Origin of the sequence: Algoriphagus hitonicola (genome assembly GCF_900113375.1) — a bacterium.
Lineage (GTDB): Bacteria > Bacteroidota > Bacteroidia > Cytophagales > Cyclobacteriaceae > Algoriphagus > Algoriphagus hitonicola.
On record NZ_FOPC01000002.1, the window covers coordinates 376,056 to 401,724 of the forward strand.

A 25,669-nucleotide genomic window follows, 5' to 3' on the forward strand; every position below is an offset into this window, starting at 1 on the left:
CTGTGAATTTATTTCACATACAGATTAATTTCATCAAAGTAAGCTTTTCCTAAAACCCAACTATTTAAGCTGACGCTGGCCCCAATGCTCTTTGCATCGGCAGGAAAATTATCTAGGGTAACCTTGAGCAAATACCAGTCAAAATCACCTTCAAGTTCATTAATTGCACTTTGCGATTGGATTCTTTCACCATTACTAGAAAGAATGTCTAAGTTAATAAATATGTTATTATCCGCTCTAAGGCTCTTGATATTTTCCCCTTTTATAAAGGCCATGAGCTCTAAAGTGCTCCCCTCCTTAGGCATGGGCCCGGTGTATGTTTGGCTCCAACTTGCTGATGCAAACTCAGTACTATCCTGATTTTCAATAAAGAGAGATCTGTTTCCTGAATAAAAAACTTCTCTAGTGACCCCAGTTTCAAATTGATTTCGAATTATTGTGGAAGTCCATGGAAGGACTGAATCTTCGTAAAGTGATAAATTGGGGTTCAACAGTAATTGACTTCCTCTTGGTACGAAGTCCTCGTCTTCACAGGATACTAAAAGCAAAATGCTTACAATGAAAAAAATATTTTTCAAACGCATCCCTCCACGAGTTAAATGATAGGCTAATTTACTTTTTTTCAAGCTATTAGTTTTATTTAAACCAAAAAAAACCGATCTGCTAATTTGTAAACAGACCAGTTTCCTGGAAGTGTTAGATCAGGCTTTAGGCAAAAGCAAAAAACACCAACCACACCAAGAATAAAACCGGTAACAAAATCGGTAGGGAGAATCGAATGATATAGCCAAAGAAAGAAGGCATTTTCACACCATTTTGCTCAGCGATTGACTTGACCATAAAGTTGGGCCCATTTCCGATATAAGTCATCGCTCCAAAGAAAACTGAAGCAATCGCGATGGCCATCAGTTCAAAAGCTGAATCCGGATAACCATCCGCCGCAAATCGTCTCACATCCTCGATGGAATTGATTGACGCTCCTTCAGAAGCCATCGCTGCCGCTAAGAAATTCAAGTAAGTCGGGGCATTATCTAGTACGCCGGATAGGATACCGGTTCCCCAATAAAGCGTATTATGGGTAATCAATGCAGCTCCTTCAGGAGATTTGGCAAAGGTTCCCACCAGTTCCAAAGCTGGCATCATAGTGCCAAATATCCCCACGAAAATGAATGCTACCTCCCGAATAGGCTCGAAATTGAATTCGTTTCCTTTGATCGCCCGTTGATCTGCAAAACGATAGGAAAGGTAGGCTACAGATAACATGATGATTTCGCGTAGGAAGGAAAACTTCTGTCCATCATAGACAATGGCAGGCACCCACTCGACCACGTTTGGATCCAGAAAAACAGAACAAATGATAATAAACAACCACCCAAAATTCCTCACTCCGATCAGAGAAAATTTATTGGTATAGGTCGATTCCTCCAATTCTGAATCATCCCCGGCACGACCCATTTTTCGGTCAATGAAATAAAATGCAACAGAAAGTAAAATCAGCGCAAATAACCAGTTATCCCAGTTGTACTCCAAGGTCCAGAAGAATGGAATTCCTTTCAGAAATCCTAAAAATAGCGGTGGATCACCGATTGGGGTCAGCGAACCTCCAATATTACTGACCATAAAAATAAAGAAAATCACGTGGTAGGCTTGGATGTTGCCTTTGTTTAGCCGGATAAAAGGCCGGATCAATAGCATGGAAGCGCCTGTGGTGCCGATCAGATTGGACACCAAAGCCCCGATCAATAAGAGGGAAACATTGGCCATGGGGGTGGCCTTTTTGTCGATTTCGATTAGTATTCCTCCAGAAGCGACGTAAAGCGAAGCCAACAGCGCAATAAACTGCACATATTCTGCTAAGGCATGTACCGGCCCGTGGACATTGCCCAGTACAAATAAATAGTACAAAACAACCAAAATGGCTAAGCCAACGGCGATTTTGGGATAATTATGGTGCCAAAAATGCTCATAGAAAAGCGGTCCCGTCGCGATCATCAGCAGCAAAGCAACAAAGGGAATCACTAACCATCCAGGAGGCGTGTGATGAGCTTCTTCCCCATGATCTTCCGCCTGATCAATCTCAGTAATTTCTTCACCATCAACTTGATCCGTAGCTTGAGCCAAATAGGTAGTAGCCGGGCCACTTTCATTAGCAAACGCTGATACAGACTTTATACCCGAAAAAATCAGAATTCCGAAAAGCAGGGACAAGCCAAGTATATAGTTCTTCATAAGTTTAATAGGGGTAAGCCGGGGTTTCTTTCGGTTAATTTAAGCAAATATTCTTGGGTTGAAAACCTGCATAACAAAATGCTAAACTATAGCTTTTGCCCTAAAATATTCCAACCCAAGGATAAAGCCCGACAGATTTAACCAAAAGGTAAACCAGTCGGGCGAGGGATTCTATTAGTTTTACACGAGTTGACCCAAAGCTATTTTAAAGGAGCTTTCGGCCAGTTTAATTTTTGAGGAATTTTCAGCAAAAGTCTTTTCCAAGGCTTGTCTAATTGTTTCGCTGACGTCTAAGAAAATAGCCTCATCCGTTACCATGGCCTGATCGCTCATGAGATAGGCAAAAACCCTTGCCATTCCACAGTTGGCAATGAAATCCGGAATCACAGAAACCTGCTGATCGGTCCAGACCCCAATAGGGCCAAAGAAAATCTCCGAATCTGCAAAGGGCACGTTGGCCCCGCAGGAAATCACCTCCAAGCCGGCTTTTACCATTCGCTCAGATTGCTCACGGGTAATCAATCGAGAAGCTGCGGCTGGGATAAATATTTCGGATTCCAGATCCCAGATTCGACTGTTGATTTCATCGAATGGAATGATGTTTTCTGCCACTAGTTGGTTACCATTTCGATTGACGAATAATTCACGTACCTCGTCTAAAGTAAAGCCCTCTTCATTGATTAGTCCTCCTTCACGGTCGATGATTCCGACGATTTTAACCCCTTCTACTGCCAGAAAACAGGCTGCAGCTGCGCCTACATTTCCCCAGCCTTGGATGACCGCCCGTTTTCCTTCGAGTTTTCCTCCCCAGATTTGATAATAATGACGTACCGCTTCAGCAACACCAAATCCGGTAATCATGTCGGCCACAGTGTATTTTTTAGGTCCATTTGGAGTGTATTTAGGATCTTCCAATACTTTGGAAACCCCTTGACGGAGTTGTCCGATTTTTCTGATTTTTTCGGGCTCAGTGGCATGAAAGTGCCCATTGACGATGCCTTCTTGGGGATGCCAGATACCATAAGACTCCGTGATTGGAATCACCTCATGAATTTCATCCACATTGAGATCTCCGCCTGTCCCGTAATAATTTTTCAAAAGTGGCGTCACCGCTTTGTACCATCTTTTCAAGACTTCATTTTTTCGAGGATCTTTTGGATCAAAATTAATTCCTGACTTGGCCCCACCAATAGCTGGACCCGATACGGTAAATTTCACTTCCATGGTTTTTGCCAAGGACTCCACTTCCCGTTTGTCGAGGCCTTTTCGCATGCGGGTTCCCCCTCCTGCGGCTCCTCCGCGCAGGGAGTTGATCACAACCCACCCTTCGGCTTCGGACTCAGAGTCAGACCATTCAAAAATGATTTCAGGTTGCTTGTTTTCAAATTTCTTTAGTAATTCCTGCATCTATATTTGGGTTTATATGCTGCGCAAAAATAGAAAAATATCCAGGCCTTACCAGCGCGATTTTTTGGATGGTCAGGGATACCATACTCCTCCGCATGAATCAGCCGAGGCCCCAGTGACCGAGGCCAGACAATTAATTTCATTTCGCATCCGCAATACCCCCAAAAATCCAAAAATCAAAGCCTCTTTAAATTCAATCAATTCATCACTAGCGGGATATTGCCTCCATTTTCCATCCAATTGGGAATCCAATCGCTCTATAAAAAATGAATTATAGGCACCTCCACCTGTTATCAGTACGGTGGGTTTTTCCCCTACCTGATAGCGATGGATGATCTTGGCGATTTGAATTGCATAATGCTCTATAAGTGTGGCAAGCTTGTCCTGAGGAGCAATCTCATAGTTTTTGATCAATGGCAAAAAATCATTCTCCATATCCTCTCTACCTAGTGATTTGGCTTCATTAAGTTGGTAAAAAGCAAGTTGATTGAGATGGCTGAGAAGCGCTGTATTTACCTTTCCAGACCGGGCCCAATTCCCCTGATCATCATATTCTGCACCGAGCCGCTGTGCCAGCGGATTAAGCAATAGGTTAAAAGGAGAACAGTCAAAGGCCATACGCTGACCATCATGCTCCATGCTGATATTTGCTATTCCCCCCAGATTAATACAAAAGTCACAATCTGTAAACAGCAATCGATCTCCCATGGGCACTAAGGGTGCGCCTTGACCCCCTTGCTGCACATCGAGCATACGAAAATCATTGATCACGGGTAAATTTGAGGCTACCCGGAGCGCCCAGCCATTCCCGATCTGCAGACTCAAGCCTTTGGTGGGCTGATGAAATACCGTATGCCCGTGGGAACAAACGGCCAGGGGACGAATTTGACTTTTCTGACAAAAAAGGCTGACCTGCTCCCCCATCCATCGCCCAAAATCCACATCCAACAAACTCAAATCCAATGCGGATAGGAGATGACTATTCAGCAATTTTTCTTTCAAGGATTCCGAAAAAGGAATCGTCAATGCCTCGATGATTTCATATCTCCAGCTTTCATCAAAAGTATATTGGCAGTAGGCAAGATCCAATCCGTCTCCGGAAGTACCGGACATCAGTCCAATCATGGGATAAGCAGCGGTGCTCATGGGTTAATGTTTGTTAAGTAAAGGATATATAAAGATAATTTTAGACGGGATAAAAAGCCCGCTTTTTCGAATTACTTAATTTGCGGGGATTATTTGCCAGATGCGAAACCTAATTATCGATATTGGAAATACACGAATCAAGTCGGCTATCTTTGATGGATCGATTTTGATCGATGAGTGGGTTCATAAAGAACTCGCTGAAGCGCATTTTGATTGGAAAAAGCAGACTTTTCAGCAAGTATTAATCTCATCGGTCAGGTGGACCATGGAAGAACTTTCAGAAATCCTCGATTTCGACTTTCTTTTTCTCAACCATCAGACCACCCTTCCCATCAAAAACGATTATGCCACCCCGCATAGCTTAGGGCTTGACCGGATAGCTGCTGCTATCGGGGCCTGGCACATGGCCGGAAAACAAGAAATTCTCGCGATAGACCTAGGGAGCTGCATGACGGTCGAGTTTGTAGATAGTCAGCATCGATATAAAGGAGGGGCAATCAGTCCGGGCCTCAAGATGAGAGCTCGGGCCATGCATGAATTTACTGCAAAGCTTCCCTTAGTTTCACTGGAAAATCCTCCCAAGAGTGTTTTGGGAGATTCGACCGTTTCCTGTATGGAGGCGGGGATTTGGTTCGGAATTCAGTTTGAAATCAACGGTCAGATCAGGCATTTTCAAAAAAAATATCCAAAAATTAAGGTCTTTGTTTGTGGCGGAGACGCACAATCTTTTGATTCATTGGCAAAAGACCACATATTTGTAGTCCCAAATTTAGTCCTCCACGGATTGAATTGCATTCTAAACCACAATGTTGAGTAAATTCAAATGGCAATTGTTGGGTGTATGCTGCACCCTTTTCTTATTTTCTGAAGCAAAGGCACAGCTGAGTGCCTCTACTTATTCTGCTCTGGGAGTAGGTGAGTTTAACTATTCCGGTTTGACACAAAATCAAGCCATGGGCGGTCTCGGTATCAGTTTTGGTACAGGATGGGGCCCCAATGTGGTCAATCCAGCTTTGCAAACCAGAAACACGATTTTTAATTTTCAAACAGCCCTAAACTACAAGCGCATCAATGCTTCCAATGGAGATCAAACCTCCGATGTGGACGGCGGAGGCCTATCTTATATTGCGATTTCCCTTCCCTTCAAACCCGGAAAATTCGCGGGAGGGCTCGGATTAAATCAAATTTCTTCAGTGAATTACGATTTGCAGATCAATAGTTTGGTCAATAATGAGGAATTTAATGCAGTAAATGATATCACTGGAGACGGGGGGATTTCCGAAGCTTACTTCAGTACCGGATTTCTTTTGGCTAAAAATCTGAGCTTGGGAGTCCATGCTTCTTATCTTTTTGGATCCACGATTAGAACCAACCAACTTTCCATCTTCAATGAAAATGGCACGCAAGTCGGGACTACTTCTGAATATTATGAAAGATTAACAGTTAGTGATATGGCCTACAAACTCGGGGCTCATTACTACTTCAAGGTGGGTGATGAAAACAAGGTCCACATGGGCGCCATTTATCAGCATTTTGGGGATGTTAATGGAAAAGCCTTTGCCAAACTCGCCGCATTTGGCCAAGCTAGCGACCCCGATTCGGATGGCGACCTAATTGCGAACGACGAAAAGGGAAGTATCTATATTCCAGATCGTTATGGATTTGGTTTAAGTTATGAAAAAACCAACAAATATGTTGTAGGATTAGAGGGTCAGTATCAGGATTTTGGGGACTTTAGGGATTTTCTAGGAGATCCACTGAGACTCAACGAAACCGTGAAATTAGGCTTGGGATTTCAGATAGTACCCGATTATTTGTCGGTGGACAGTAACTTCAAGCGGGCTACTTATCGCTTCGGATTTGAGTTTATCAAGACTCCTTACTATCTCAACCAAACCAATATCAATGACCTTGGCATTAACTTTGGAACTTCGATTCCTGTAAATCAATTATCACTAATGAATTTAGCAGTGAAAGTTGGACAGCGAGGAACGACATCATCTGGACTCATCCGCGAAAACTATGTGAACTTCACCTTTGGATTTTCGCTTAATGATAACAGTTGGTTCTACAAACGAGTATATCAATAAAAAACATCTGAAGCAGCGCTAGTAGCTGATTGAAAGAGAAGAGCAATTAAACCGAATTAAACAGTCAAAACCATGAAAATTAAATCAACCTTTCTGGGGCTTTCAGCCTTGCTTCTCGCCGGAATGGTTCAGGCTCAGGACGGATGGAACTGGCCTGCTGACCAAGCCCAAGAATCAAAAGCTAGAGAGTACAATGCCGCCTACAACGATTACTTGAAGGCAGAGCAGTTTGTCGAAGCTACCATGCCGCTTAATTGGCTTTTGGTCAATGTACCTGAGCTCAATGAGGCCATTTACATCAACGGAACCAAAGTATATGTTGGAGCTGCCAATGTAGAATCTGATCCCGAAAAAAAGCGGGTTTATCAAGATTCGGTGATGTTGATATACGAAAAAAGAGGCGAGATTTATGACAACGCTCCAAAATGGATCGAAAATAAAGCCTATTATTCGTATTCATTCTTTAAGGATGATCGAGACAAAATCGGTGATGTCGTGGCTGATTTTGAAAAAGCAATTGAATTGAATGGAGGATTGAATACCACTGCGCTTTATGCCAATTATTTCAACGCCATTTACAGACACAATGCTTATAACCAAGCTTATGAGCCTGAAGAAGTGTTGGAAAAATATGATTTTATCCAAGCCGAAATTCAGGAAGCTGAAGCAGCAGGAGATGATCTCACCAATGTCAAGAGTTCTCTAGAGCAGATCTTGGTAGCTATGGAATTGATCGATTGTGATTTTATCGAAAATACCATGGGACCCAAGCTTGCTGCTGACCCAACCAATGAAACCTTGGCACAGCAAATCTTCAGATACTCTGTCCAATACAAGTGTTACTCTTCAGAGGCATTCTTAACTGCATTGGAATTGATCGATTCCAATAACCCGACCTATTCTACTTCTCAGGTACGTGCGATGAGATACATGCAAAACAAAGAGTACGAAAAAGCACAGCCTGTATTGGAGAAAGCCTTGGAGCTGGCCGAAAATGATACTCAAAAAGGTGAAATCTACATGGAGCTTGCAAAAGTTCACGCTAACCTCGGCCGTAAATCAGACGCTAGAAATGCTGCAAAGCAGGCAGCTACCATGGATGAGACCTTGGAAAAAGACGCTTACTCCATGATCGGAGGATTGTATATGAACTCCTACAATGACTGTAGAGCTGGTCAGTCCCGAGTGAAGGATAGAGCTATCTACATGGCAGCATACAACGCTTACCAAAGAGCTGGAGATTCCAAAGGGATGGCTAATGCCAGAGCACAGTTCCCTTCTCGTGAAGAGGTATTTACGGAAGGATTGGAAATGGGCGCATCCATCAACACCGGATGTTGGATTGGTGAGAGCGTTTCCATCGCGACTAGAGATTAATCGATACTAACTATACGTACAAAAAGGCAGTCCTCGGGCTGCCTTTTTTTATGATGAGATCGGCTACCTTTTCTTATTATATTTGCAGCATGAAGAGAATATTATTTCTCGCTTTTTTTGCCATAGTCCAGCTTTCCTCTTGTAGAGAGGATGTGGATGCCAATGCCCTTCAGGTGTACGAAGGACCGGTAAATATTGGAATCAATATCCACGTGATCCATTCCGACTCGGCTATCGTCCGATCTGAAATCCGTGCTCCGCGTCAATTGGAATTCTTAAATGGAAACATGGAGTTTCCGGATGGAATATTGATTGAGTTTTTTACTGTCGACGGAAATTTAGGAACCACCCTGAAAGCCGACCGGGGATATTTTGACAAAGAAAAAAATCTCTATCGCGGAGAGGGAAATGTACAGGTGGACAATGAAGAAGAAGATCAGCACTTGCAAAGCGAGGAGCTTTTTTGGGATCCAACCAAAAAACTCATCTATACCGAAACATTTGTTACCATTCGGGATAATGAAATATTGCTAAACGGTACCGGAATGGTCGCAGACGAAAGCTTCACCAATTATTCCATGAAAGACATCAGAGATAGCAGGACCATATTACCTGGAGAAGAATTATGAAACTCGCAGACGCATTGATATTATCGTTGGCCTTGGCATTGATCATCATCGGCATTCACCAAACCCTAACTGCTGGAATCGGATTTTCTTATTCCATTTTTATGTTTGCTGTGGCCTTACTTTTTTGGTTTCAGTACCGCCGGGTAAAAAACCCGGACACCAATTCTACACAAGAAAAACCTAAACAAAAGAAGAGCAAAAAACGCTGACCATGGAAACCACCTATTTGATCTATGTGATCATTACCCTGCTCTTTTCTGCCTTTTTTTCTGGGGTAGAGATTGCCTTCATTTCTTCGAATAAGCTTCAGATTGAGCTACAAAGCAAACAAGGGCTATTGACCGGAAAAATCCTCAGTGGCTTTGTACAGCGTCCCGGTCAGTTTATCGGTACGACCTTGTTGGGAAACACCATATCCCTCGTCCTTTATGGGATATTTATGGCCTTTCTGCTAGAAACACCGCTGCAAAACTGGCTTCCCGATGGCCTAAGCAATGCCGCCGTTATTTTGATATTGCAGACCTTCATCTCCACGATTATCGTCCTAATTACGGCCGAATTTGTACCCAAGAGTCTTTTTATGCTCAATCCCAATTCGATGTTGAGCTTTTTTGCATTTCCATTTTTAACGATCTACTACCTCATGTATCCCATCGTGTGGGCAGTAGTCGGACTTTCTCGATTTTTCATCAAAGTAGTCCTTCGATTGGAATATAATGAGGACAAACCGGTCTTTACCGTCACTGATTTAAACAGTTTTATCCAAAACCACATGAATCAGGCTAGGTCAGAGGGAAAAGCCGAGATTGATACCAAAATCTTTGACAATGCGGTAGAATTTAAAACCGTCAGGGTGCGGGAGTGTATGATTCCAAGGACCGATATTGTAGCCGTAGAAATGGATGACAGCATCGAGGAGCTCAAGGAAGTCTTTGCAGAAAGTGGCCATTCCAAAATCATCGTGTACCGGGAAACCATCGACGATGTCATCGGATATTGCCACCAACTGGAGCTCTTCAAAAAACCAAAAACTATCGAAGAAATCCTGACCCCGATAATAATCGCTCCTGAATCTGCACTCGCCAATGAGCTTCTCATCGAATTTATCCAAGAGCGAAAAAGTCTGGCCTTGGTAGTGGATGAATTTGGCGGAACGAGCGGAATCGTCTCCATGGAGGACATCATCGAAGAGATCTTTGGGGAGATCGAAGACGAGTACGATAATGACGACTTGATTGAGCAAAAAATCGGTGATGAGGAATATTTGCTCAGTGCCCGACATGAAATCGATTATTTAAATGATAAATATGATTGGAATTTGCCAATCGGAGATTTTGAAACGCTCTCGGGATTAATCTTAAATTATACCGAAAATTTGCCCAAAAAAGGGGAGTCAGTGACAATAGGACCCTATACGTTCACAGTAGTAGCCAAACAAGATCACCGAATTGACTCTGTCAGACTAAAAATCCACCTAAACAGTGACTTTTAGGTAAGGGTTTGATTCAGAATATATTTTGAATTTCGTTACTAATGCTATTATTTTGCGACACTTCTAAAAAAGCGTAGTAACAATAATGGCGTTAATTAAACAAATAAGACAGCGGACAGGTCTCGCAATCGGTGTGATTGCCGGCGGGTTGATTTTATTCCTTTTGGGAGGCGATCTCCTAAGTCCCAATTCTTCCCTGCTCGGCGGTAGCCAGAATGTAGTAGGAGAAATCGCGGGTGAGGATATTACCTACGAAGAATATGTAGCTAAAATCGAAGAGTTTCGGGTAGCTTATCAGCAGCGAACCGGTAGAGCTCCGGCTGAGGTCGAAATGGTCTCCGTCAGAGAGCAAGCCTGGCAAGCCATGATCGTGGAGAAAGTTTTTCAAGAGGAATATGAAGAGCTAGGCTTGACGATTTCCTCAGCGGAATTGGTGGATATGGTACAAGGTAAAAATATCGTACCTGAACTTCGTCAGCAACTGGTCAATCCCCAGACTGGTGAATTTGACAAAACACAGTTGATTTCCTTTTTACAGTCCTTGGAAACCGCCGATCCAGCTCAGCAGGCATTCTGGGCCCAGCAAGAGCAGCTTTTTGCCGATTCTAGACTTCGAGTCAAATATGACAATCTAGTGGCTACTTCTGAATATGCTTCCACTGCAGAGGCTAAAATGGAATACAAAGCGGCAAATTCTACAGCGGAGGTTTCAGTACTTCATATTCCTTATAGCGCTGTCGCACCTTCGGAGGTCGAAGTAACTGAAGCTGAACTTGAAGACTACTTGAGCAAAAACAAGGAAAAATTTGAACGTGGCGCTTTCGCCAATATCGAATATGTGAATTTCAGCATCCTTCCTAGTCGGGAAGATTCAGCAGATGTAATCACGACAATTCAGCAATTGACCGAAGAATTGAGAAACACCACAGAAGATTCTGCTTTTGTGTCTAGAAACTCAGAGGTCCGACCGGCCTTTTTGACGATCGGTCCAGGTGAAGAGCTTCCAGAAGACTTGACCAGCAATGTAGACGACATCGTAGAAGGCGAAACTTACGGTCCCTTTGTCACCGCCAATTCCTCTTACGCTTCTTATAAAATCACCGACCAATATGAAGGAACGGCAAGAATGCGCGCCTCACACATCCTCTTCACTACGGATGGAATGGATGATGAGGCTAAGGCGGAAGTAAAAAGTCAGGCCGAAGAAGTACTTGCCGACTTAAAAGAAGGTGGGGATTTTGCCCAGGCCGCAGCACAATACGGTCAGGATGGTACATCTCAGCAGGGAGGAGACCTTGGTTGGTTTGCTCAAGAAGAATTTGTAGAGGAATTTGCTGATGCCACTTTCGCTCGAAACAGCACCGGACTTCTTCCCAATCTCGTGGAAACCGAATACGGCTATCACATTATCGAAGTCACTGAGCTTCCTCAGACCTCCTACACCAAAGTAGCCGTACTTCAGCTAGAATTAATCGCATCTGATGCTACCCGAAATGAGGCATTCAGAAATGCAGATACTTTTGCAGCCGAATCAGGAAATAGAAATGAATTTACTGAAAATGCACAGGAAGGAGATTACCGTATTCTTCAGGCCAACGAGGTAGAGCCTTCCGCTAGAAATATCAATAATATAACCAATGCTCGGGAAGTAATCCGATGGGCTTTTTCTGAAGCATCTCAAGGTGAGGTTTCTCCTGTATTCGAATTGGACAACTCTTACATCGTCGCTTCTCTTGTCAGTAAAAAAGAAGAAGGTGAAGTAGAGTTGGATGATGTTCGGGAGCAAGTGGAAGAGCAGGTTCGCAATGAAAAAAGAGCGAAAATCATCATGGATGCCATTGCCAGCAAAACTACGCTTGAAGAAATGAAAGCGGTTTACCCCGACGATGCTTCCATCAATGAAATTCCGGATTTGAAATTGAGCTCTTCGGTGCTTTCAGGTATCGGATTTGCTCCCAAAGCTATCGGTTCAGTATTCGGATTGGAGCAGGGGCAGATTTCCCAGCCTATCCAAGAGGATATCGGTATTATCGTAGCCAAGCTTAACACGCTCACTCCAGCAGGAGAAATAGGCGATTACACCGCCTATCAGGCCCAGCTTACACAAGGTGCCGCGCAGCGGACTTCCTACCAGGTGATGATGGCACTACAGGACTTGGCAGACGTCAAGGATTATAGATACAAATTCTTCTAAGAAAAATTGGAACCCATGCCCATCCGCATGGGTTCTTTGTTTGTATTCCAAAAAGGAGGAAAAGAGAATGCAAAAGAAATTCAACAAAGAGACCTTCAAAGAGAAATTGGAAGCCAACGGGCAATTTCCAATGCTCTATATGTTTAAATTTATCGTTCCTAATGGTCGGGAGCATGAAGTCGGAGCCATTTTTCCAAAAAATGAAATTACGCTCAAGCCCAGCTCCGGAGGCAAATACATCAGTACTACCATCCAAGTTATGGTCGAAAGTGCCGATGAAGTCATCAATTATTACGAGCAAGCCGCGTCCATAGAAGGAGTGATCTCACTTTAAAAACACAATTATCATGTGGAAAGAAGAAGACAATAAACTCAAGCGTACGTTTAAATTCAATGATTTTCAGGAGGCATTTGCTTTTATGACCCGGGTGGCATTTTTGGCCGAAAGCCAACAGCATCACCCTAACTGGAGCAATGTGTACAACACCGTGGAGATCGAGCTCACCACGCATGACTCTGGCAATACCGTGACAGAGAAAGATCGCAAGTTGGCCAAAGCGATTGATTCGATTTTTGAATGAGCGAAAACGTCCCCATAAGCCTTTTTCTGGTTCCGACGCCTATCGGGAATCTGAAAGATATTACGCTTCGGGCTCTGGAAATACTCAAATCCGTGGATGTGATTTTGGCAGAGGACACGCGGACCACAGGGATCCTTTTGAAGCATCTGGAAATTTCGAATTCACTCCAGTCTTATCATATTTTCAATGAGCACAAGGCGGCCGAAAAGCTTGTCGAGCGGATGAAAAAAGGAGAAGTCTTTGCTTTGGTTTCAGACGCAGGCACGCCAGCCATCTCAGATCCCGGTTTTCTGCTGGTCAGGGAAGTGATCACTGCAGGAATGGAGGTACGGAGCCTTCCGGGACCTACGGCCTTTGTACCCGCTCTAATCAACTCCGGCTTGCCCAATGACCGGTTTGTCTTCGAGGGATTTTTACCGCACAAAAAAGGTAGAAAAACCAGAATAGATGCCTTGGTGGAGGAAACCCGAACCATGGTTTTTTACGAATCTCCCCACCGACTGATCAAAACGCTGAAGCAACTCGCGGAAGCCTTCGGGACCGATCGACAAGCTTGTGTCTCTCGCGAACTCACCAAGCTCCATGAAGAAAATATCCGGGGAACGCTTGCCGAACTCATCGAATACTATCAAACCCACCCACTCAAAGGCGAAATCGTCCTTACTGTAGCGGGAAAAGCCGAACAGAAAGAAAGCCGCGAAGAAAAACGTGCGGCAAAGTATGGGCAAAAATAACAAGATTCAAGAATCACTTTTACGCCATCAGGATTTGAACATGAAGGAATTGGAATTAAAAAGACTTTTGGAGCAAACACAGGAAGTAGCAAAGTCCGTTGGAGCTTTTATTCGAAAAGAACGGCAACATTTTGATGTCAAAAATGTGGAACACAAAGGATTCAACGACCTCGTTTCCTATGTGGACAAAGAAGCTGAGCGGCAGATTGTCGAGCGGCTGTCCGAGATTTTTCCAGAAGCTGGATTTATTACCGAAGAAGGCACCAATACCACCCGCGCAGAAAAATACAATTGGGTCATAGATCCCTTGGATGGCACCACCAATTTTATCCACGGCCTGCCGATCTTTTCGGTCAGTATTGCCCTGATGGATCGGGATGAGGTGATCTTGGGCGTAGTCTATGAGATCAACCTCCACGAATGCTTTTATGCTATAAAAGGCGGCGGTGCTTTTTGTAATGAAACTTCCATCAGGGTAAGTTCAGCTCCTGATTTGGGGGCTTCTCTGATTGCGACCGGATTTCCCTACTATAATTTTGAACTGATCGATAAGTATTTGGCCACGCTTAAATCCCTGATGCAATGCACCCATGGCCTTCGTAGATTCGGTTCAGCGGCGGTGGATTTGGCTTATGTGGCAGCAGGTCGGATTGAGGGGTTTTTTGAGTACAATCTCAATTCCTATGATGTGGCAGCCGGAGCGTTGATCGTGCAGGAAGCTGGCGGAAAAGTAACTGATTTCTCCGGAGGAAAAGATTACATTTTTGGAAGAGAAATCCTTGCCACCAATTCGAAAATCCACGAGGAGTTTTTTGCCGAACTAAATCGAATTTGGTCAGCCTAAAAACCAAAACCAAATACCCAAACTAAGGATCGAGACCAGCATTCCCAGACCGGATAAAAGAGCCGCTAGCCTAGGAGCAAGATTATAATTGATCGCTACAATAGAACCCGTAATCATGGGCGCCATCGCTGACTCCATCACTGTGACTTTGAAAGTCAGTCCATCCGGATCCAAAAAATTTCGGTAAATCAGGAATACAATCAAAGGGGCAAAGACCAAACGGTAACTCAAGCCTAACCAAAAATGGGAAGAACGAAAGTCCGCCTTTTGGATCCGAAAACGCAAACCGATAGCTAGCAAAGCCACAGGCGCCATGGTTTTTCCTATCCAGGTCAATATCGGAATCAAAAATTCCGGCGTACTCCATCCCATCAAGCTCATCACCAAGGTCCCGATCAGAAAACCAAAGGGCGGAAATTTGATGATCTTCAATGGTATTGATCCCAAATTCCCTTTTTGATGGCTGTAAAGCGAAGCAATGATGATCGCCATAGAAGAAACCAGTAGAAAAGACCCTCCCTGATCCATCAGCAAAGCCACGGGCAATCCCGCCTTTCCATACAATGCTTCTATGACTGGAAAGCCCAAGAAAGAGGTATTGGCCAAACCAGCCACAATGGCTAAACAGCCGGTTACCTGAGGAGTCCAATTCAAAATTTTTCCCAGAATACCAAAGAGCAGCCAAGAGAGAAAAAAAGTTAGCCAGGCCGCTGAAATAGGAATCAGTAAGTCCCAGCCCGGCTCAATCTGCGGGATATACAAGAGGGCCAATGCCGGCAAAACTAAATTGAATAAGTAGGCATTTACCCATGTCACTGCTTTGTCGGTCGGGAAGCCCTCTCTCCGCTGCAAAATCAATCCCGCGAGCAAAAAAAGAAAAGCGATCAAGGCTGCTATCATAAAGCCAAGTTATAAACTGCTTTATTATTAACACAAATTTAATTTGGCACAATTGTAGTTGCCTGAAAATCAGCCTACTTTTAATTTTAAAACAAACCCAGACAGGATGAGTAAACTAATACCGATTTTCATTAATGGCAAAAAGTGGGTGCAATTGTCCCAATTGACCAAAGATCAAGAACGAAAGTTAAAATCATGGCTTCCGATCAATTGTCTCAAAAAAATACTTTTCAACGGAATTGAATTAAAAGATTGTGTGGACTTTGAAACCTATGAATTTTGGTTCAAAAGCTCACAGATCAACGGGCAAAAACAAGAGTCGCTTGATTTTTAGGATAAAAACCAGTTTGTTTTTCCATCCTAAAACAGCTGCGATCTTTTGAATTTTTGGAAATCAAACGGATCACTCCAGCCCAAAACTTTTCCGTTTATCTTTAAAATACCACTCCAATTCCGGATAGACCAGACTAGTTGCCTCGGGAATTCCGTCCAACACCAACTCCATTTTTCCCTCCAGTTCATCCTGATTCAGCTGCATTCCCTCGATCAAAAAGATCAAATCTTCCAAAGACATCGGTTCTTCGATTTTTGAAGGGTAAAGCAAGTAATCATTGCCGTAAAAATCCACCGCTTCCAAATGTATCCTAAAATCTACCTGATGGGCATAGATGCTAATTTGCTCTCCCCAAGTGGATTCGGGATAATGCAGCTTCACCAGCAAGATCGAACTGGTTTCCGCTGTGAAATAATTTTCCGGCCGAAATTTAAAATCCACCATAAAGCGAATTTACAAAGGAGAATTCAGCTTTTTGCCAAAGTCCCCTCTGATTCCAATTTTCAATTCCAATCTACATTGGATTATAGGGACTTTCAGGCTATTTTTGAGCTTGCATAAGATGGCTCAGGCTGTTTTGAAATTGAGTTGCCCTCGAACCCCCTAATTTATGAAAAGAGATACCCTTGTATTTGATCTGATCAACCAAGAAGAAGATAGACAAAAGCGTGGAATCGAGCTGATTGCCTCGGAAAACTTTACCAGCAAGCAGGTCATGGAAGCCGCTGGCAGCGTCCTGACCAATAAATACGCGGAAGGCCTTCCCAAAAAGCGCTACTATGGAGGATGTGAAGTAGTCGATGAAATCGAGCAAATTGCCATCGATCGGGCCAAAGAACTCTTTGGTGCTACCTGGGCAAACGTACAGCCTCATTCAGGCGCCCAAGCCAATGCTGCCGTTATGCTCGCTTGTCTTAAGGCGGGCGATTCGATTTTGGGATTTGATCTTTCTCATGGAGGACATTTGACCCATGGTTCACCGGTTAATTTCTCAGGAAAATTATACGATCCCCATTTTTATGGAGTAGAAGAAGAGACCGGGGTCATCGATTATAATAAAGTAGAAGCGAAAGCGCTTGAAGTAAAGCCAAAAATGATCATCTGCGGAGCTTCGGCATATTCCAGAGACTGGGATTATGAGCGTCTGCGGGATATCGCAGATCAAGTCGATGCCATTTTATTGGCCGACATTTCCCACCCCTCTGGTTTGATTGCAAGAGGCCTATTGAATGATCCTCTGGAATTTTGTCACATTGTAACCACTACTACACACAAAACACTGAGAGGACCTCGTGGAGGTTTGATTTTAATGCGTGATGATTTTGACAATCCATGGGGCATCACCACGCCAAAGGGGGAAATCCGAAAAATGTCTGCCCTACTCGATATGGGCGTTTTCCCAGGTACGCAGGGCGGACCTTTGGAGCATATTATTGCAGCTAAAGCCATCGCTTTTCAAGAGGCACTTTCGGATGAATACATGGAATACATCCTGCAAGTGAAAAAAAATGCATCCGTTATGGCCGAAGAGTTCGTAAATCTCGGATATCAGCTGATTTCCGGTGGTACCGACAATCATTTGATGCTGATCGACCTTAGAAATAAAGAGTTGACAGGAAAACTCGCAGAAGAAACCTTGGGCAAAGTGGACATTACGATCAATAAAAACATGGTGCCATTTGATACCAAATCACCTTTTGTGACTTCCGGGATGCGAGTGGGAACGGCTGCGGTGACCACACGAGGACTCAAAGAGGACGACATGAAAAAAATCGTCCAATACATCGACAAAGCACTGATGAATCACAGTGATGAGGCAACGCTCTCAAAAATCCGCTCAGAAGTCAATGAGTGGATGATTCAATTTCCACTTTATTAATCCTAGCATTACCTGTGGCATTAGACCAATATCAAGAGGAAGAGGAAGGAATGTCCTTTCTCGATCATCTGGAGGCCCTAAGATGGCATTTATTGCGATCGGTGGCAGCTATACTAGTTTTGAGCGTCATTGCTTTCCTATCCAAAAGCATTGTTTTTGGAATGGTTATTCTAGGGCCTTCAAAAGTTGACTTTCTGACCTATCGCGTTTTGTGCGATATCGGAGATTACTTTGGAATAGCGGCGCTTTGTATCGAAGAGCTGCCTTTTACCATCCAAAGCCGTCAAATGACCGGGCAGTTTTCCATGCACATGACCTCGAGTTTTGTGGTCGGATTTGTGGTGGCCTTTCCTTATGTGTTCTGGGAATTTTGGAAATTTATCAGCCCGGGACTTTATGATCAGGAAAAAAACGCAGCCCGTGGAGCGGTTTTCTTTGTGAGTTTGCTTTTCTTCTTGGGGGCGGCTTTTGGTTATTTTATACTTTCTCCCCTGTCGATCAATTTCCTTTCCAATTACCAGTTGGACCCATCTATTCTCAATGAGTTTGATATTGGGTCTTATGTGACTACCTTGATTATGCTGGTATTGGCTTCGGCCATTATGTTTCAGTTGCCTGTCGTGATCTATTTCCTTTCCATGTCAGGCTTGGTAACTGCGGCTATTCTTCGAGCCTATAGAAGACATGCGATAGTCGTGATTTTAATTGTAGCAGCAATTATCACTCCTCCTGATGTCATCAGTCAGCTATTGATTGCCATGCCGATTTTGGTGCTTTATGAAGCAGGAATAACTATTGCGAAGCGATTGGAAAAAAAACGGGCAGTCAAAGCAGCTGAATACGAAAAACAATTTGAAAGAGACCCAGATTAAAGACCTAGCATCATGAGTAAAAAAATAGCAATTGGAGGCGACCATGCCGGATACGAATACAAAGAAAAACTGATTAAAAGCCTAGAAAACCTTGGTTATGAAGTCAAAGATTTTGGTCCTGGCTCGAATGCATCGGTGGATTATCCAGACTATGTACACCCCTTGTGTACCGCACTGGAAAAAGGTGAATTTGAGCAGGGAATTCTGATCTGTGGTAGTGGAAATGGCGTCGCCATCACGGCCAACAAACATCAGGGAATCCGTGCGGCTCTTTGCTGGAATGAAGATTTGGCAGCATTGGCTAGACAGCATAATGATGCCAATATCTTGGCACTTCCAGCCCGTTTCATCACTTTCGAGTTGGCAGAAAAATTAGCCGAAATCTTCCTTACTACGGACTTCGAAGGAGGAAGACACGCCACTCGAGTCAATAAAATCGCCTGTAGCTAAATATTTAAAATGAGGTAAACCAATGCTGGTTTTTCATTGGCGGCACCCATTTAATGATGTTGATTGTTTTCTATTCATCATCTTAGCTGTCTATTTTATCTTTAAAAAGTAAGGGAAAAGATCTGGCTTTTCTCATCTTTGGTAACCAAAAATCTGAAGAGAACTGAAGATGAAAAGACAAGAAGATCTGACCTTGGACCCTGAAAATTGGGAAGAAATGCGACAGCTCGGCCATCAAATGGTGGACGATATGATCGACTATTGGAAATCCATCCGGGAGCAAAAAATCTGGAAACCTATTCCAACGGATGTCAAGGAGTTTCTGGACCAACCTCTTCCGAAGAAAGGCCAAGATCCAAAAGAAATCTATGACGAGTTTAAACAATACATTTTTCCATACAACAAGGGGAATGTCCATCCCCGATTTTTTGCCTGGATTCAGGGTACTGGAACACCGCTCGGGAGTTTGGCCGATTTTCTAGCTTCCGGGATGAATCCCAATACCACCATTGGTGAGCATGCTGCGATGTACGTCGATCGACAAGTAATCAATTGGTGCAAAGAATTGATGGGGTTTCCTATGGATGCGTCTGGTATTCTGGTCAGCGGCGGATCGATGGCCAATATCACTGCCCTTACGGTAGCCAGAAACTCGGTGGATGGGTTGCAAATCCGAAAAAACGGACTTCGTCAAACTGAACCCAAGTTGGTCTTATACTGCTCTACTGAAACCCATTCCTGCATTGATAAAGCTGCTGAAATCATTGGACTGGGAAGTGATTCGGTCCGAAAAATCCCGGTGAATGAGTCCTTTGAAATGAGTGCTGAGCTGCTTGAGCAGCAAATTGAATCTGATCTTGCTGCGGGGCTCTCACCCTTTGCCGTCGTCGGAACTTCGGGCACGGTGAATACAGGAGCTATTGATCCCCTGGATGAGCTTTTAGCTATTTGCAAAAAATACAAACTTTGGTTTCACATTGATGGGGCTTACGGTGCCTTGGCTAAACTCGACCCGAGATACGAGTCGCGGTTGAAGGCTATTGAGTCAGCTGACAGCCTGGCCTTTGACTTGCACAAATGGCTCTATGTCCCCTATGAAGTGGGCTGCACGCTGATCCGAGATGCCAAAAAACACCGAAATGCCTTTGCGATCACTCCAAATTATTTGCTTCAGGAAAAGCGTGGACTTTCGGGTGGATTGGACTCCATCAATCACTACGGCTTTGAGCTATCTAGGGGATTCAAAGCCCTCAAAGTATGGATGTCTCTCAAAGAACATGGCCGGGATAAATATGCTCAGCTCATCGCACAAAATAACGATCAGGCGCTTTATTTGGCCGAATTGGTCAATCAGCATGCTGAATTGGAACTCACCGCTCCGGTCTGTATGAGTATTACATGCTTCCGAATGATAAAAAACGGTGCCAACGAGGAGTTCTTACAAGACCTCAATCGGGAGATTTTGCTCCGACTTCAAGAAGAAGGCATCGCCTCTCCAAGCTCTACGGTTTTGCATGGAAAATATACCCTCCGAATCGCCAATGTCAATCAGCGAACCCGAATGGAAGATATGGATCTACTGGTGAGAAAGGTGCTTAGATTAGGAAGAGAAATCCTCAAATTAGGAGCAGAAATTTAAGATTTGGCTTTATTTTCGTGGTTTAAAACAGGACTTTTCTTTTACTCAAAACAATTGATTATGAATCTTAAAAAATTAATGTTGGCGGTGTTTTTTATGGGAACATTCGCCGTTTTAGAATCAAATGCACAGGAATTAGGCTTACGTTTCGGTAACGTAAACGGGAATAATGTAGCCTTGGACGGAGTTTTTTCTCTAGGGGAATTTAGCCGGGTTCACGGGGATTTGAGCTTTGGTGGAGGCGGAGTAGGATTGGATTTGCTTTGGAATCCAATTTACCGACCTATTCCGGATACAGAGTTTAATTATTACTTGGGATTTGGTCCCTCGGTCTTTTTGGGAGAGCCTTTTCTCCTTGGAGCTGCGGGAGAAATCGGTGCCGAATACCAATTTCCCGACATTCCCTTAATTGTTGGCTTGGACTGGAGACCTTACTTTATGCTGGTCGAAACCACGTTTTTCGATGCGGGAGGATTTGGACTTAACGTGAGATGGAGATTAAATTAGCATTCAAGACCGAGCACTCCACTCGGTCTTTTTTTTAACCCGGATTATGCATTAGGATCCGTAGTAGCCTGTCCCGACTTTCGGGAAGAATTCAAACCGCAATAAAAATCAATCCGCCTGAGGCGGAGAATGAGGCATAGCACCGCTATGGTGATTGAGCTAAATGCAGCAAAGCGATTGATTTTAAAGCAGTTTGGGATCGTAATAGGAAGTCTAATGCATATTTCGGGTTTAAAACTCGATGATCAAACCCACAGTTGGAAGGATACTTCCCGCTGTATTTTCGATTTCTCTAAACAGGTATCTAGACGGATCATTGGGGTTCACGACAAGTGCTCCCGCATCATCCCGGACCGGTACCAACAGTGGCGCCTGCAAGGCCTGAAAATTGTAGGCATTTTGGATATCCACATACCAGTTTAGATTCCAATTTTTGAAATAATACTTCTTGTCCAGCCTTAAATCCAATTGATGAAAAGCGGGCAGACGGACGCCATTGATGCGACTGAAATCCAAGATTCCCTGATTCCGAAGATCCCAGTTGGTAATCAAAGCAGACTCTTCCAAATCAAAAGGCGTGTATGGAGTTCCTCCCAAAAACCGCCATCTTGCCCCGATTTCCCAGTTTTTACCAAATCGTTTTCCTGTAGTGAGACTCACGATAAAGCGATTGTCCCAAGAAGAAGGAACAAAGCCATCGGTATTGGGATTGGTAAATTCACTTCGCACCAATGTCAAAGAAGCTATCCCGTAAAAGTCTTTTAGCAAACGCTGCTGTGCCAAAAACTCCAAGCCATAAGCTCGCCCCTCGGCATTGGAGAGAACCGGTTCATTTCCGATCACACCAAAGTCCGCCCCGAGATTTGCCAAGGCAATTCCATTGCGGATCGAAGAGGGATAATTGCTGTAATTTTTATAGAAGGCCTCTGCAGTAAATCTTCTGTTTTTGTCTGGAACCTGCCACTCCAGCCCCGCGATGAGTTGGGCATTTCGAATGAATTGTACATCATTGTTTTGATTGACCAATTCCCCCTCATTGTTTCTAAAGCCCAAAACGGTGTAGGGAGGTTTTTGGTAATAAATCCCGGCATTTGCGGTAGCAAATAAATTGGGTCGAAGCTGATAAGATGCCGAAAACCGGGGACTGATTTGATTCAGGGGGTTCTTTGCCGACTGGCCAAAATCTGCGCCGTCCATTCTCAATCCTCCCGTCAAGAGTAAACGCTCTCCTTTGAGATATTTGCTGGCCGACACGAAAGCACCATACAAGTTAAAATTGGAGATGGAATTAATGTCAATTACCTGACTTTGTCCGGCTAAAGTCGCCCGGTCAAAATTGTCAATAAAATAACGACTGTATTCATAATTGACCCCATATTTAAGGGTATAGCCGGATCCGAAAATGGAATTTTCAGCCCGAAACTTATTTTCAGATTCCTGTGAAGTGTAATCAAAAAGCAGGTTCTCCGGAGAACTGTCATCATTATTGGCGTATTTGAAGGAGCGATTGTTCAGCATATTTCTGCTGAGTACAAAAGTCCAAAAGCCATTGTCACGGAAGCGCTTGAGCTTCACCCCAGTTGCATAGTTCCATTGCTCCTGAATAGGAAGTACTCCCAATAAGTACAGGCGATTTTCACGTTCTTCTTCGTTTTCCTCATCAGGCACATCAAAGTTTAGCTTAAACTTATCAATCGCCCCGACTCCCAAAAAAGTCAACTCCGTTTTTTCATTGATTTTGGTCACCGTCTTAAACTGAAAATCATTGAATGTTGGCAGAAATGGAAGCCCAATCAACCGAAATAATCCTTGTAAATAGGAGCGACGCGCAGAAAAAATATAGCTGGTTTTTTCACTCAATGGACCTTCATTGGAAAGGGTCAATTCTGAAGCCCCAACGGTAAGCTGTGTAAACATTTTATCCCTTCGGCCTTCTTTTAGACTGATCTCAAAAAAAGAACTCAAGGCATCCATCCGGTTGGCTGGAAAACCACCGGTAATCAAATCCACATTCTTGATCAGGTTTACATTTAGGATACCCACAGGACCACCGGAAGAACCCTGTGTAGCGAAATGATTGATGACTGGAACCTCTATCTCATCGATAAAAAATTTATTTTCATTGGGAGCGCCTCCACGGATCAAGATATCATTCCGAAAGCTTGGCGTGCTGGCCACTCCCGGCAGGGCCTGAATTACCCTGGAAATGTCCCGATTGCCACCCGGATAGCGCTCAATCTCATTGGCATTGAGTTTTCTCACTGAGAGCGGAGTCTCCTCTGACCTAGAAAACTCTGAGCTGACAACCACCTCACCCAATTCTGAAGCATCTTCCTCCAGCTCAAAATCCAACTGTACGGGGCGCGCCTGAGTCACTTGAATCTCGAATTGGGTTTGGGATTTGAATCCGACAAAACTAGCACGGACATTATAGAGTCCAGGAGGAATATTGCTGATTTCGTAATTTCCACTTTCGTCAGTTATGGCCCCAAGTTCAGTTTCCAAAACGAAAACATTGGCAAACGGCACCGGTTCATTATTGACGGGATTAAACACTCTTCCACGAATAATCCCCTGAGAAAATGCCTGAGAAGCGATTAAGAAAAGAGCAAAAAGAAGTAGTAATTTTTTCATAGCTGAGTCAATAAACTAAAAATCAAAAAAGTCACGAATAGTTTGGTTTATACTCGAAATTTTGACGAAAATCAACGAAATCAGACCGTTTGTTTTTCTTTGACCCTCCAAAGCCTCCACCAGGGTGTTCCCGGCGAATCGTGATGCTCATAATGGTAGCCAAAGAAATAACAGCTTAAAAATGCCCAAAAGTGATTTTTGGGTTGGGAAGTCGAATGATGAGCATTTTCACTTTCACCCCGATGAGGCAGATAGGTTCCAAAGTAAAATAACTGAAGGGTAGAAAGTACTGCGGGAAGCATCCAAAATACGATGAGATTCTCTGTCGGTAACCACAGCTTCAAAATATTAAAGGTGACTGCCATCAATAGAAATTGCCAAATATTCAGGTATTGACGGATAAAGGATAAATACCAAATCAAAAACCTGCCTGAGGGGTGATAATCGGGGTCATTTTCGGTGGCCACATGCCGGTGGTGTTCATGATGCTTGGGAAATAAGCGCCAATAAAAGTTATAGGAGAATAAAATTGCGGCAATCCACCCCGTGATGTGATTTGCTTTTTTGTGCGAAGAAACTACCCCGTGCATGGCATCATGAGCAGTGATGAATAAGCCGGTGTAGAGGTGCGTCTGAATTAAAATCCCAAGATAAACTAAGGGGTTTGACCAGCTGAACTCTAGATTCAATAAAAAAATCAAACTCACCCACCACAAAACAATAATCGACCAACCGATGATCATTCCTTTTGGGTCGATAATTCTGGAAGATGATGAGGGTATTGAATTCATGAATTTTGGGCCTTTTTTTAAAAGGTCAAAATCCGTTCCTTGACTTGCTCCATAAGCCACATGGGAGTAGATGTAGCTCCACAAATTCCCACTCGATCGTTTATTTCAAACCAATTCCCTTCGATTTGATCCGGATTGGAAACAAAGTGGGTGTTCGGATTTTTTTCCTTACAGACATTATAAAGAACCTTCCCGTTGGAGGATTTGGTTCCACTGACAAAAATGATTTTGTCAAATTTCTCGGCGAAATCACGCAGCTCTTTATCCCGATTGGAGACTTGCCTACAAATGGTATCATTGGTATTTACCGTGATTCCGTTTTGGCGGAGAATTTCATTGATCTCATAAAACTTATCCGTACTCTTGGTAGTCTGAGAGTACAGGGTGATACTTTTGGGCAAAGTAGTCAAATCAAGCTCAGAAATATCCTGAAATACCACCGCTTTATTATTGGTTTGTCCCAGCAGTCCGATGACCTCAGCATGACCATGTTTTCCATAAATGTAGATGGTCTCGTCTTTGTCAAATGAATTTTTGATCCGGTTTTGCAATTTCAGCACGACCGGACAGGAAGCATCAATCAGCGTAAGATTATTGTTGATGGCCAATTCATACGTAGAAGGTGGCTCACCATGTGCACGAATGAGCACTTTTTCATTTTTCAATCCAAACAAATCTCCGTGATCGATAATTTTCAGTCCTTTGCGGGTAAGTCGGTTGACCTCTTCGTCATTGTGGACAATATCTCCCAAGCAGTATAGGTATCCCTGCTCTTCCAAAATCTCCTCCGCCATCTCAATAGCGTAAACCACTCCAAAGCAAAAGCCTGAATGATTGTCAATTTCTACGTGGAGATTTTTCATTTGATTAAAATTGATTTTTAATGTTCTGATCTTCAAGACCAGAGAAAGATAATCGGAAGCCGTTGATATTCAAGTTT

26 protein-coding genes are annotated in these 25,669 nt (G+C 43.6%); 17 read left to right on the plus strand and 9 right to left on the minus strand.

Annotation, left to right across the window (positions count from 1 at the left end; translation table 11 throughout):
* Positions 1–8 precede the first annotated feature (8 nt).
* The 4 genes from BM043_RS04405 to BM043_RS04420 all read right to left on the minus strand — a co-directional run bounded on the left by BM043_RS04405 (position 9) and on the right by BM043_RS04420 (position 4,782).
* Positions 9–626: a hypothetical protein gene (locus tag BM043_RS04405; RefSeq protein WP_092789214.1), complete on the minus strand. Its 618-nt coding sequence runs from the start codon at positions 624–626 to the stop codon at positions 9–11.
* Positions 627–708: 82 nt separating this feature from the next.
* Positions 709–2,229 carry a sodium:proton antiporter gene (locus BM043_RS04410; RefSeq protein WP_092789215.1) on the minus strand — a complete coding sequence of 507 codons (1,521 nt, stop codon included), beginning with the start codon at positions 2,227–2,229 and terminating at the stop codon, positions 709–711.
* Positions 2,230–2,409: 180 nt separating this feature from the next.
* Positions 2,410–3,636: a Glu/Leu/Phe/Val dehydrogenase dimerization domain-containing protein gene (locus BM043_RS04415; RefSeq protein ID WP_092789216.1), complete on the minus strand. Its 1,227-nt coding sequence runs from the start codon at positions 3,634–3,636 to the stop codon at positions 2,410–2,412.
* A gap of 72 nt (positions 3,637–3,708) precedes the next feature.
* On the minus strand, positions 3,709–4,782 hold the full coding sequence (locus BM043_RS04420; RefSeq protein WP_092789217.1) for an anhydro-N-acetylmuramic acid kinase: 1,074 nt from the start codon (positions 4,780–4,782) through the stop codon (positions 3,709–3,711).
* A gap of 100 nt (positions 4,783–4,882) precedes the next feature.
* Between BM043_RS04420 and BM043_RS04425 the strand changes: the two genes are divergently transcribed.
* The 11 genes from BM043_RS04425 (at position 4,883) to BM043_RS04475 (ending at position 14,723) form a co-directional block, all read left to right on the plus strand.
* Complete coding sequence (locus BM043_RS04425) at positions 4,883–5,599, plus strand: type III pantothenate kinase (protein WP_092789218.1); 717 nt, start codon at positions 4,883–4,885, stop codon at positions 5,597–5,599.
* Entirely contained in the window at positions 5,589–6,872 is a 1,284-nt protein-coding gene (locus tag BM043_RS04430) for a BamG family beta-barrel-assembly machinery protein (protein WP_092789219.1), read from the plus strand. The genes BM043_RS04425 and BM043_RS04430 overlap by 11 nt, the downstream gene beginning before the upstream one ends.
* A 72-nt stretch (positions 6,873–6,944) precedes the next feature.
* The gene (locus BM043_RS04435; protein WP_092789220.1) at positions 6,945–8,249 is read left to right on the plus strand and encodes a tetratricopeptide repeat protein; all 1,305 of its coding nucleotides are present in this window, start codon (positions 6,945–6,947) and stop codon (positions 8,247–8,249) included.
* An 89-nt stretch (positions 8,250–8,338) separates the two neighbouring features.
* Positions 8,339–8,878 carry an LPS export ABC transporter periplasmic protein LptC gene (gene lptC / locus BM043_RS04440; RefSeq protein ID WP_092789221.1) on the plus strand — a complete coding sequence of 180 codons (540 nt, stop codon included), beginning with the start codon at positions 8,339–8,341 and terminating at the stop codon, positions 8,876–8,878.
* Positions 8,875–9,087: a hypothetical protein gene (locus BM043_RS04445; protein WP_092789223.1), complete on the plus strand. Its 213-nt coding sequence runs from the start codon at positions 8,875–8,877 to the stop codon at positions 9,085–9,087. Before lptC ends, BM043_RS04445 begins: the two co-directional genes overlap by 4 nt.
* Before the next feature lie 2 nt (positions 9,088–9,089).
* Entirely contained in the window at positions 9,090–10,370 is a 1,281-nt protein-coding gene (locus BM043_RS04450; protein WP_092789225.1) for a hemolysin family protein, read from the plus strand.
* Between the two features lie 85 nt (positions 10,371–10,455).
* Positions 10,456–12,564: a peptidylprolyl isomerase gene (locus BM043_RS04455; protein ID WP_092789227.1), complete on the plus strand. Its 2,109-nt coding sequence runs from the start codon at positions 10,456–10,458 to the stop codon at positions 12,562–12,564.
* 67 nt (positions 12,565–12,631) lie between these two features.
* Positions 12,632–12,898 (plus strand): DUF493 domain-containing protein, encoded by a 267-nt coding sequence (locus BM043_RS04460; protein ID WP_092789378.1) that lies wholly within the window; start codon positions 12,632–12,634, stop codon positions 12,896–12,898.
* 13 nt (positions 12,899–12,911) lie between these two features.
* Positions 12,912–13,145 (plus strand): 4a-hydroxytetrahydrobiopterin dehydratase, encoded by a 234-nt coding sequence (locus tag BM043_RS04465; protein WP_092789229.1) that lies wholly within the window; start codon positions 12,912–12,914, stop codon positions 13,143–13,145.
* On the plus strand, positions 13,142–13,879 hold the full coding sequence (gene rsmI / locus BM043_RS04470; protein ID WP_092789231.1) for a 16S rRNA (cytidine(1402)-2'-O)-methyltransferase: 738 nt from the start codon (positions 13,142–13,144) through the stop codon (positions 13,877–13,879). Before BM043_RS04465 ends, rsmI begins: the two co-directional genes overlap by 4 nt.
* A 40-nt stretch (positions 13,880–13,919) precedes the next feature.
* Complete coding sequence (locus tag BM043_RS04475) at positions 13,920–14,723, plus strand: inositol monophosphatase family protein (protein WP_092789233.1); 804 nt, start codon at positions 13,920–13,922, stop codon at positions 14,721–14,723.
* Here BM043_RS04475 and BM043_RS04480 read toward each other — a convergent pair.
* Positions 14,715–15,623, minus strand: a complete 909-nt coding sequence (locus tag BM043_RS04480) for an AEC family transporter (protein WP_092789234.1) — start codon at positions 15,621–15,623, stop codon at positions 14,715–14,717. The two genes, BM043_RS04475 and BM043_RS04480, sit on opposite strands and share 9 nt — an antisense overlap.
* Positions 15,624–15,729: 106 nt before the next feature.
* On the opposite strand from BM043_RS04480, the gene BM043_RS04485 reads away from it, so the two are divergent.
* Positions 15,730–15,957, plus strand: coding sequence for a hypothetical protein (locus BM043_RS04485; RefSeq protein ID WP_092789237.1), 228 nt, complete (start codon positions 15,730–15,732; stop codon positions 15,955–15,957).
* Positions 15,958–16,026: 69 nt separating this feature from the next.
* Here BM043_RS04485 and BM043_RS04490 read toward each other — a convergent pair whose 3' ends face one another.
* Entirely contained in the window at positions 16,027–16,401 is a 375-nt protein-coding gene (locus tag BM043_RS04490; protein ID WP_092789238.1) for a UDP-glucuronosyltransferase, read from the minus strand.
* 166 nt (positions 16,402–16,567) lie between these two features.
* Between BM043_RS04490 and BM043_RS04495 the strand changes: the two genes are divergently transcribed.
* The 5 genes from BM043_RS04495 (at position 16,568) to BM043_RS04515 (ending at position 21,304) form a co-directional block, all read left to right on the plus strand.
* Positions 16,568–17,836 (plus strand): serine hydroxymethyltransferase, encoded by a 1,269-nt coding sequence (locus BM043_RS04495; RefSeq protein WP_092789239.1) that lies wholly within the window; start codon positions 16,568–16,570, stop codon positions 17,834–17,836.
* A gap of 14 nt (positions 17,837–17,850) precedes the next feature.
* Positions 17,851–18,708, plus strand: coding sequence for a twin-arginine translocase subunit TatC (gene tatC, locus BM043_RS04500; protein ID WP_092789240.1), 858 nt, complete (start codon positions 17,851–17,853; stop codon positions 18,706–18,708).
* A gap of 12 nt (positions 18,709–18,720) precedes the next feature.
* Entirely contained in the window at positions 18,721–19,158 is a 438-nt protein-coding gene (gene rpiB, locus BM043_RS04505) for a ribose 5-phosphate isomerase B (RefSeq protein ID WP_092789242.1), read from the plus strand.
* 169 nt (positions 19,159–19,327) lie between these two features.
* The gene (locus tag BM043_RS04510) at positions 19,328–20,797 is read left to right on the plus strand and encodes a pyridoxal phosphate-dependent decarboxylase family protein (protein ID WP_092789244.1); all 1,470 of its coding nucleotides are present in this window, start codon (positions 19,328–19,330) and stop codon (positions 20,795–20,797) included.
* Positions 20,798–20,857: 60 nt separating this feature from the next.
* A complete protein-coding gene (locus BM043_RS04515) occupies positions 20,858–21,304 on the plus strand; it encodes an outer membrane insertion C- signal (RefSeq protein ID WP_177188419.1) in 447 nt (148 codons plus the stop codon).
* A 231-nt stretch (positions 21,305–21,535) separates the two neighbouring features.
* Here the strand turns inward: BM043_RS04515 and BM043_RS04520 are convergent, their stop codons facing one another.
* From BM043_RS04520 to BM043_RS04530, 3 genes are all read right to left on the minus strand, one after another.
* Positions 21,536–23,938, minus strand: a complete 2,403-nt coding sequence (locus BM043_RS04520) for a TonB-dependent receptor (protein WP_092789245.1) — start codon at positions 23,936–23,938, stop codon at positions 21,536–21,538.
* Positions 23,939–24,018: 80 nt separating this feature from the next.
* Positions 24,019–24,729, minus strand: coding sequence for a fatty acid desaturase (locus BM043_RS04525; protein ID WP_092789382.1), 711 nt, complete (start codon positions 24,727–24,729; stop codon positions 24,019–24,021).
* A gap of 17 nt (positions 24,730–24,746) precedes the next feature.
* Positions 24,747–25,592, minus strand: coding sequence for a 4-hydroxy-3-methylbut-2-enyl diphosphate reductase (locus tag BM043_RS04530; RefSeq protein ID WP_092789247.1), 846 nt, complete (start codon positions 25,590–25,592; stop codon positions 24,747–24,749).
* Between the last annotated feature and the right edge of the window lie 77 nt (positions 25,593–25,669).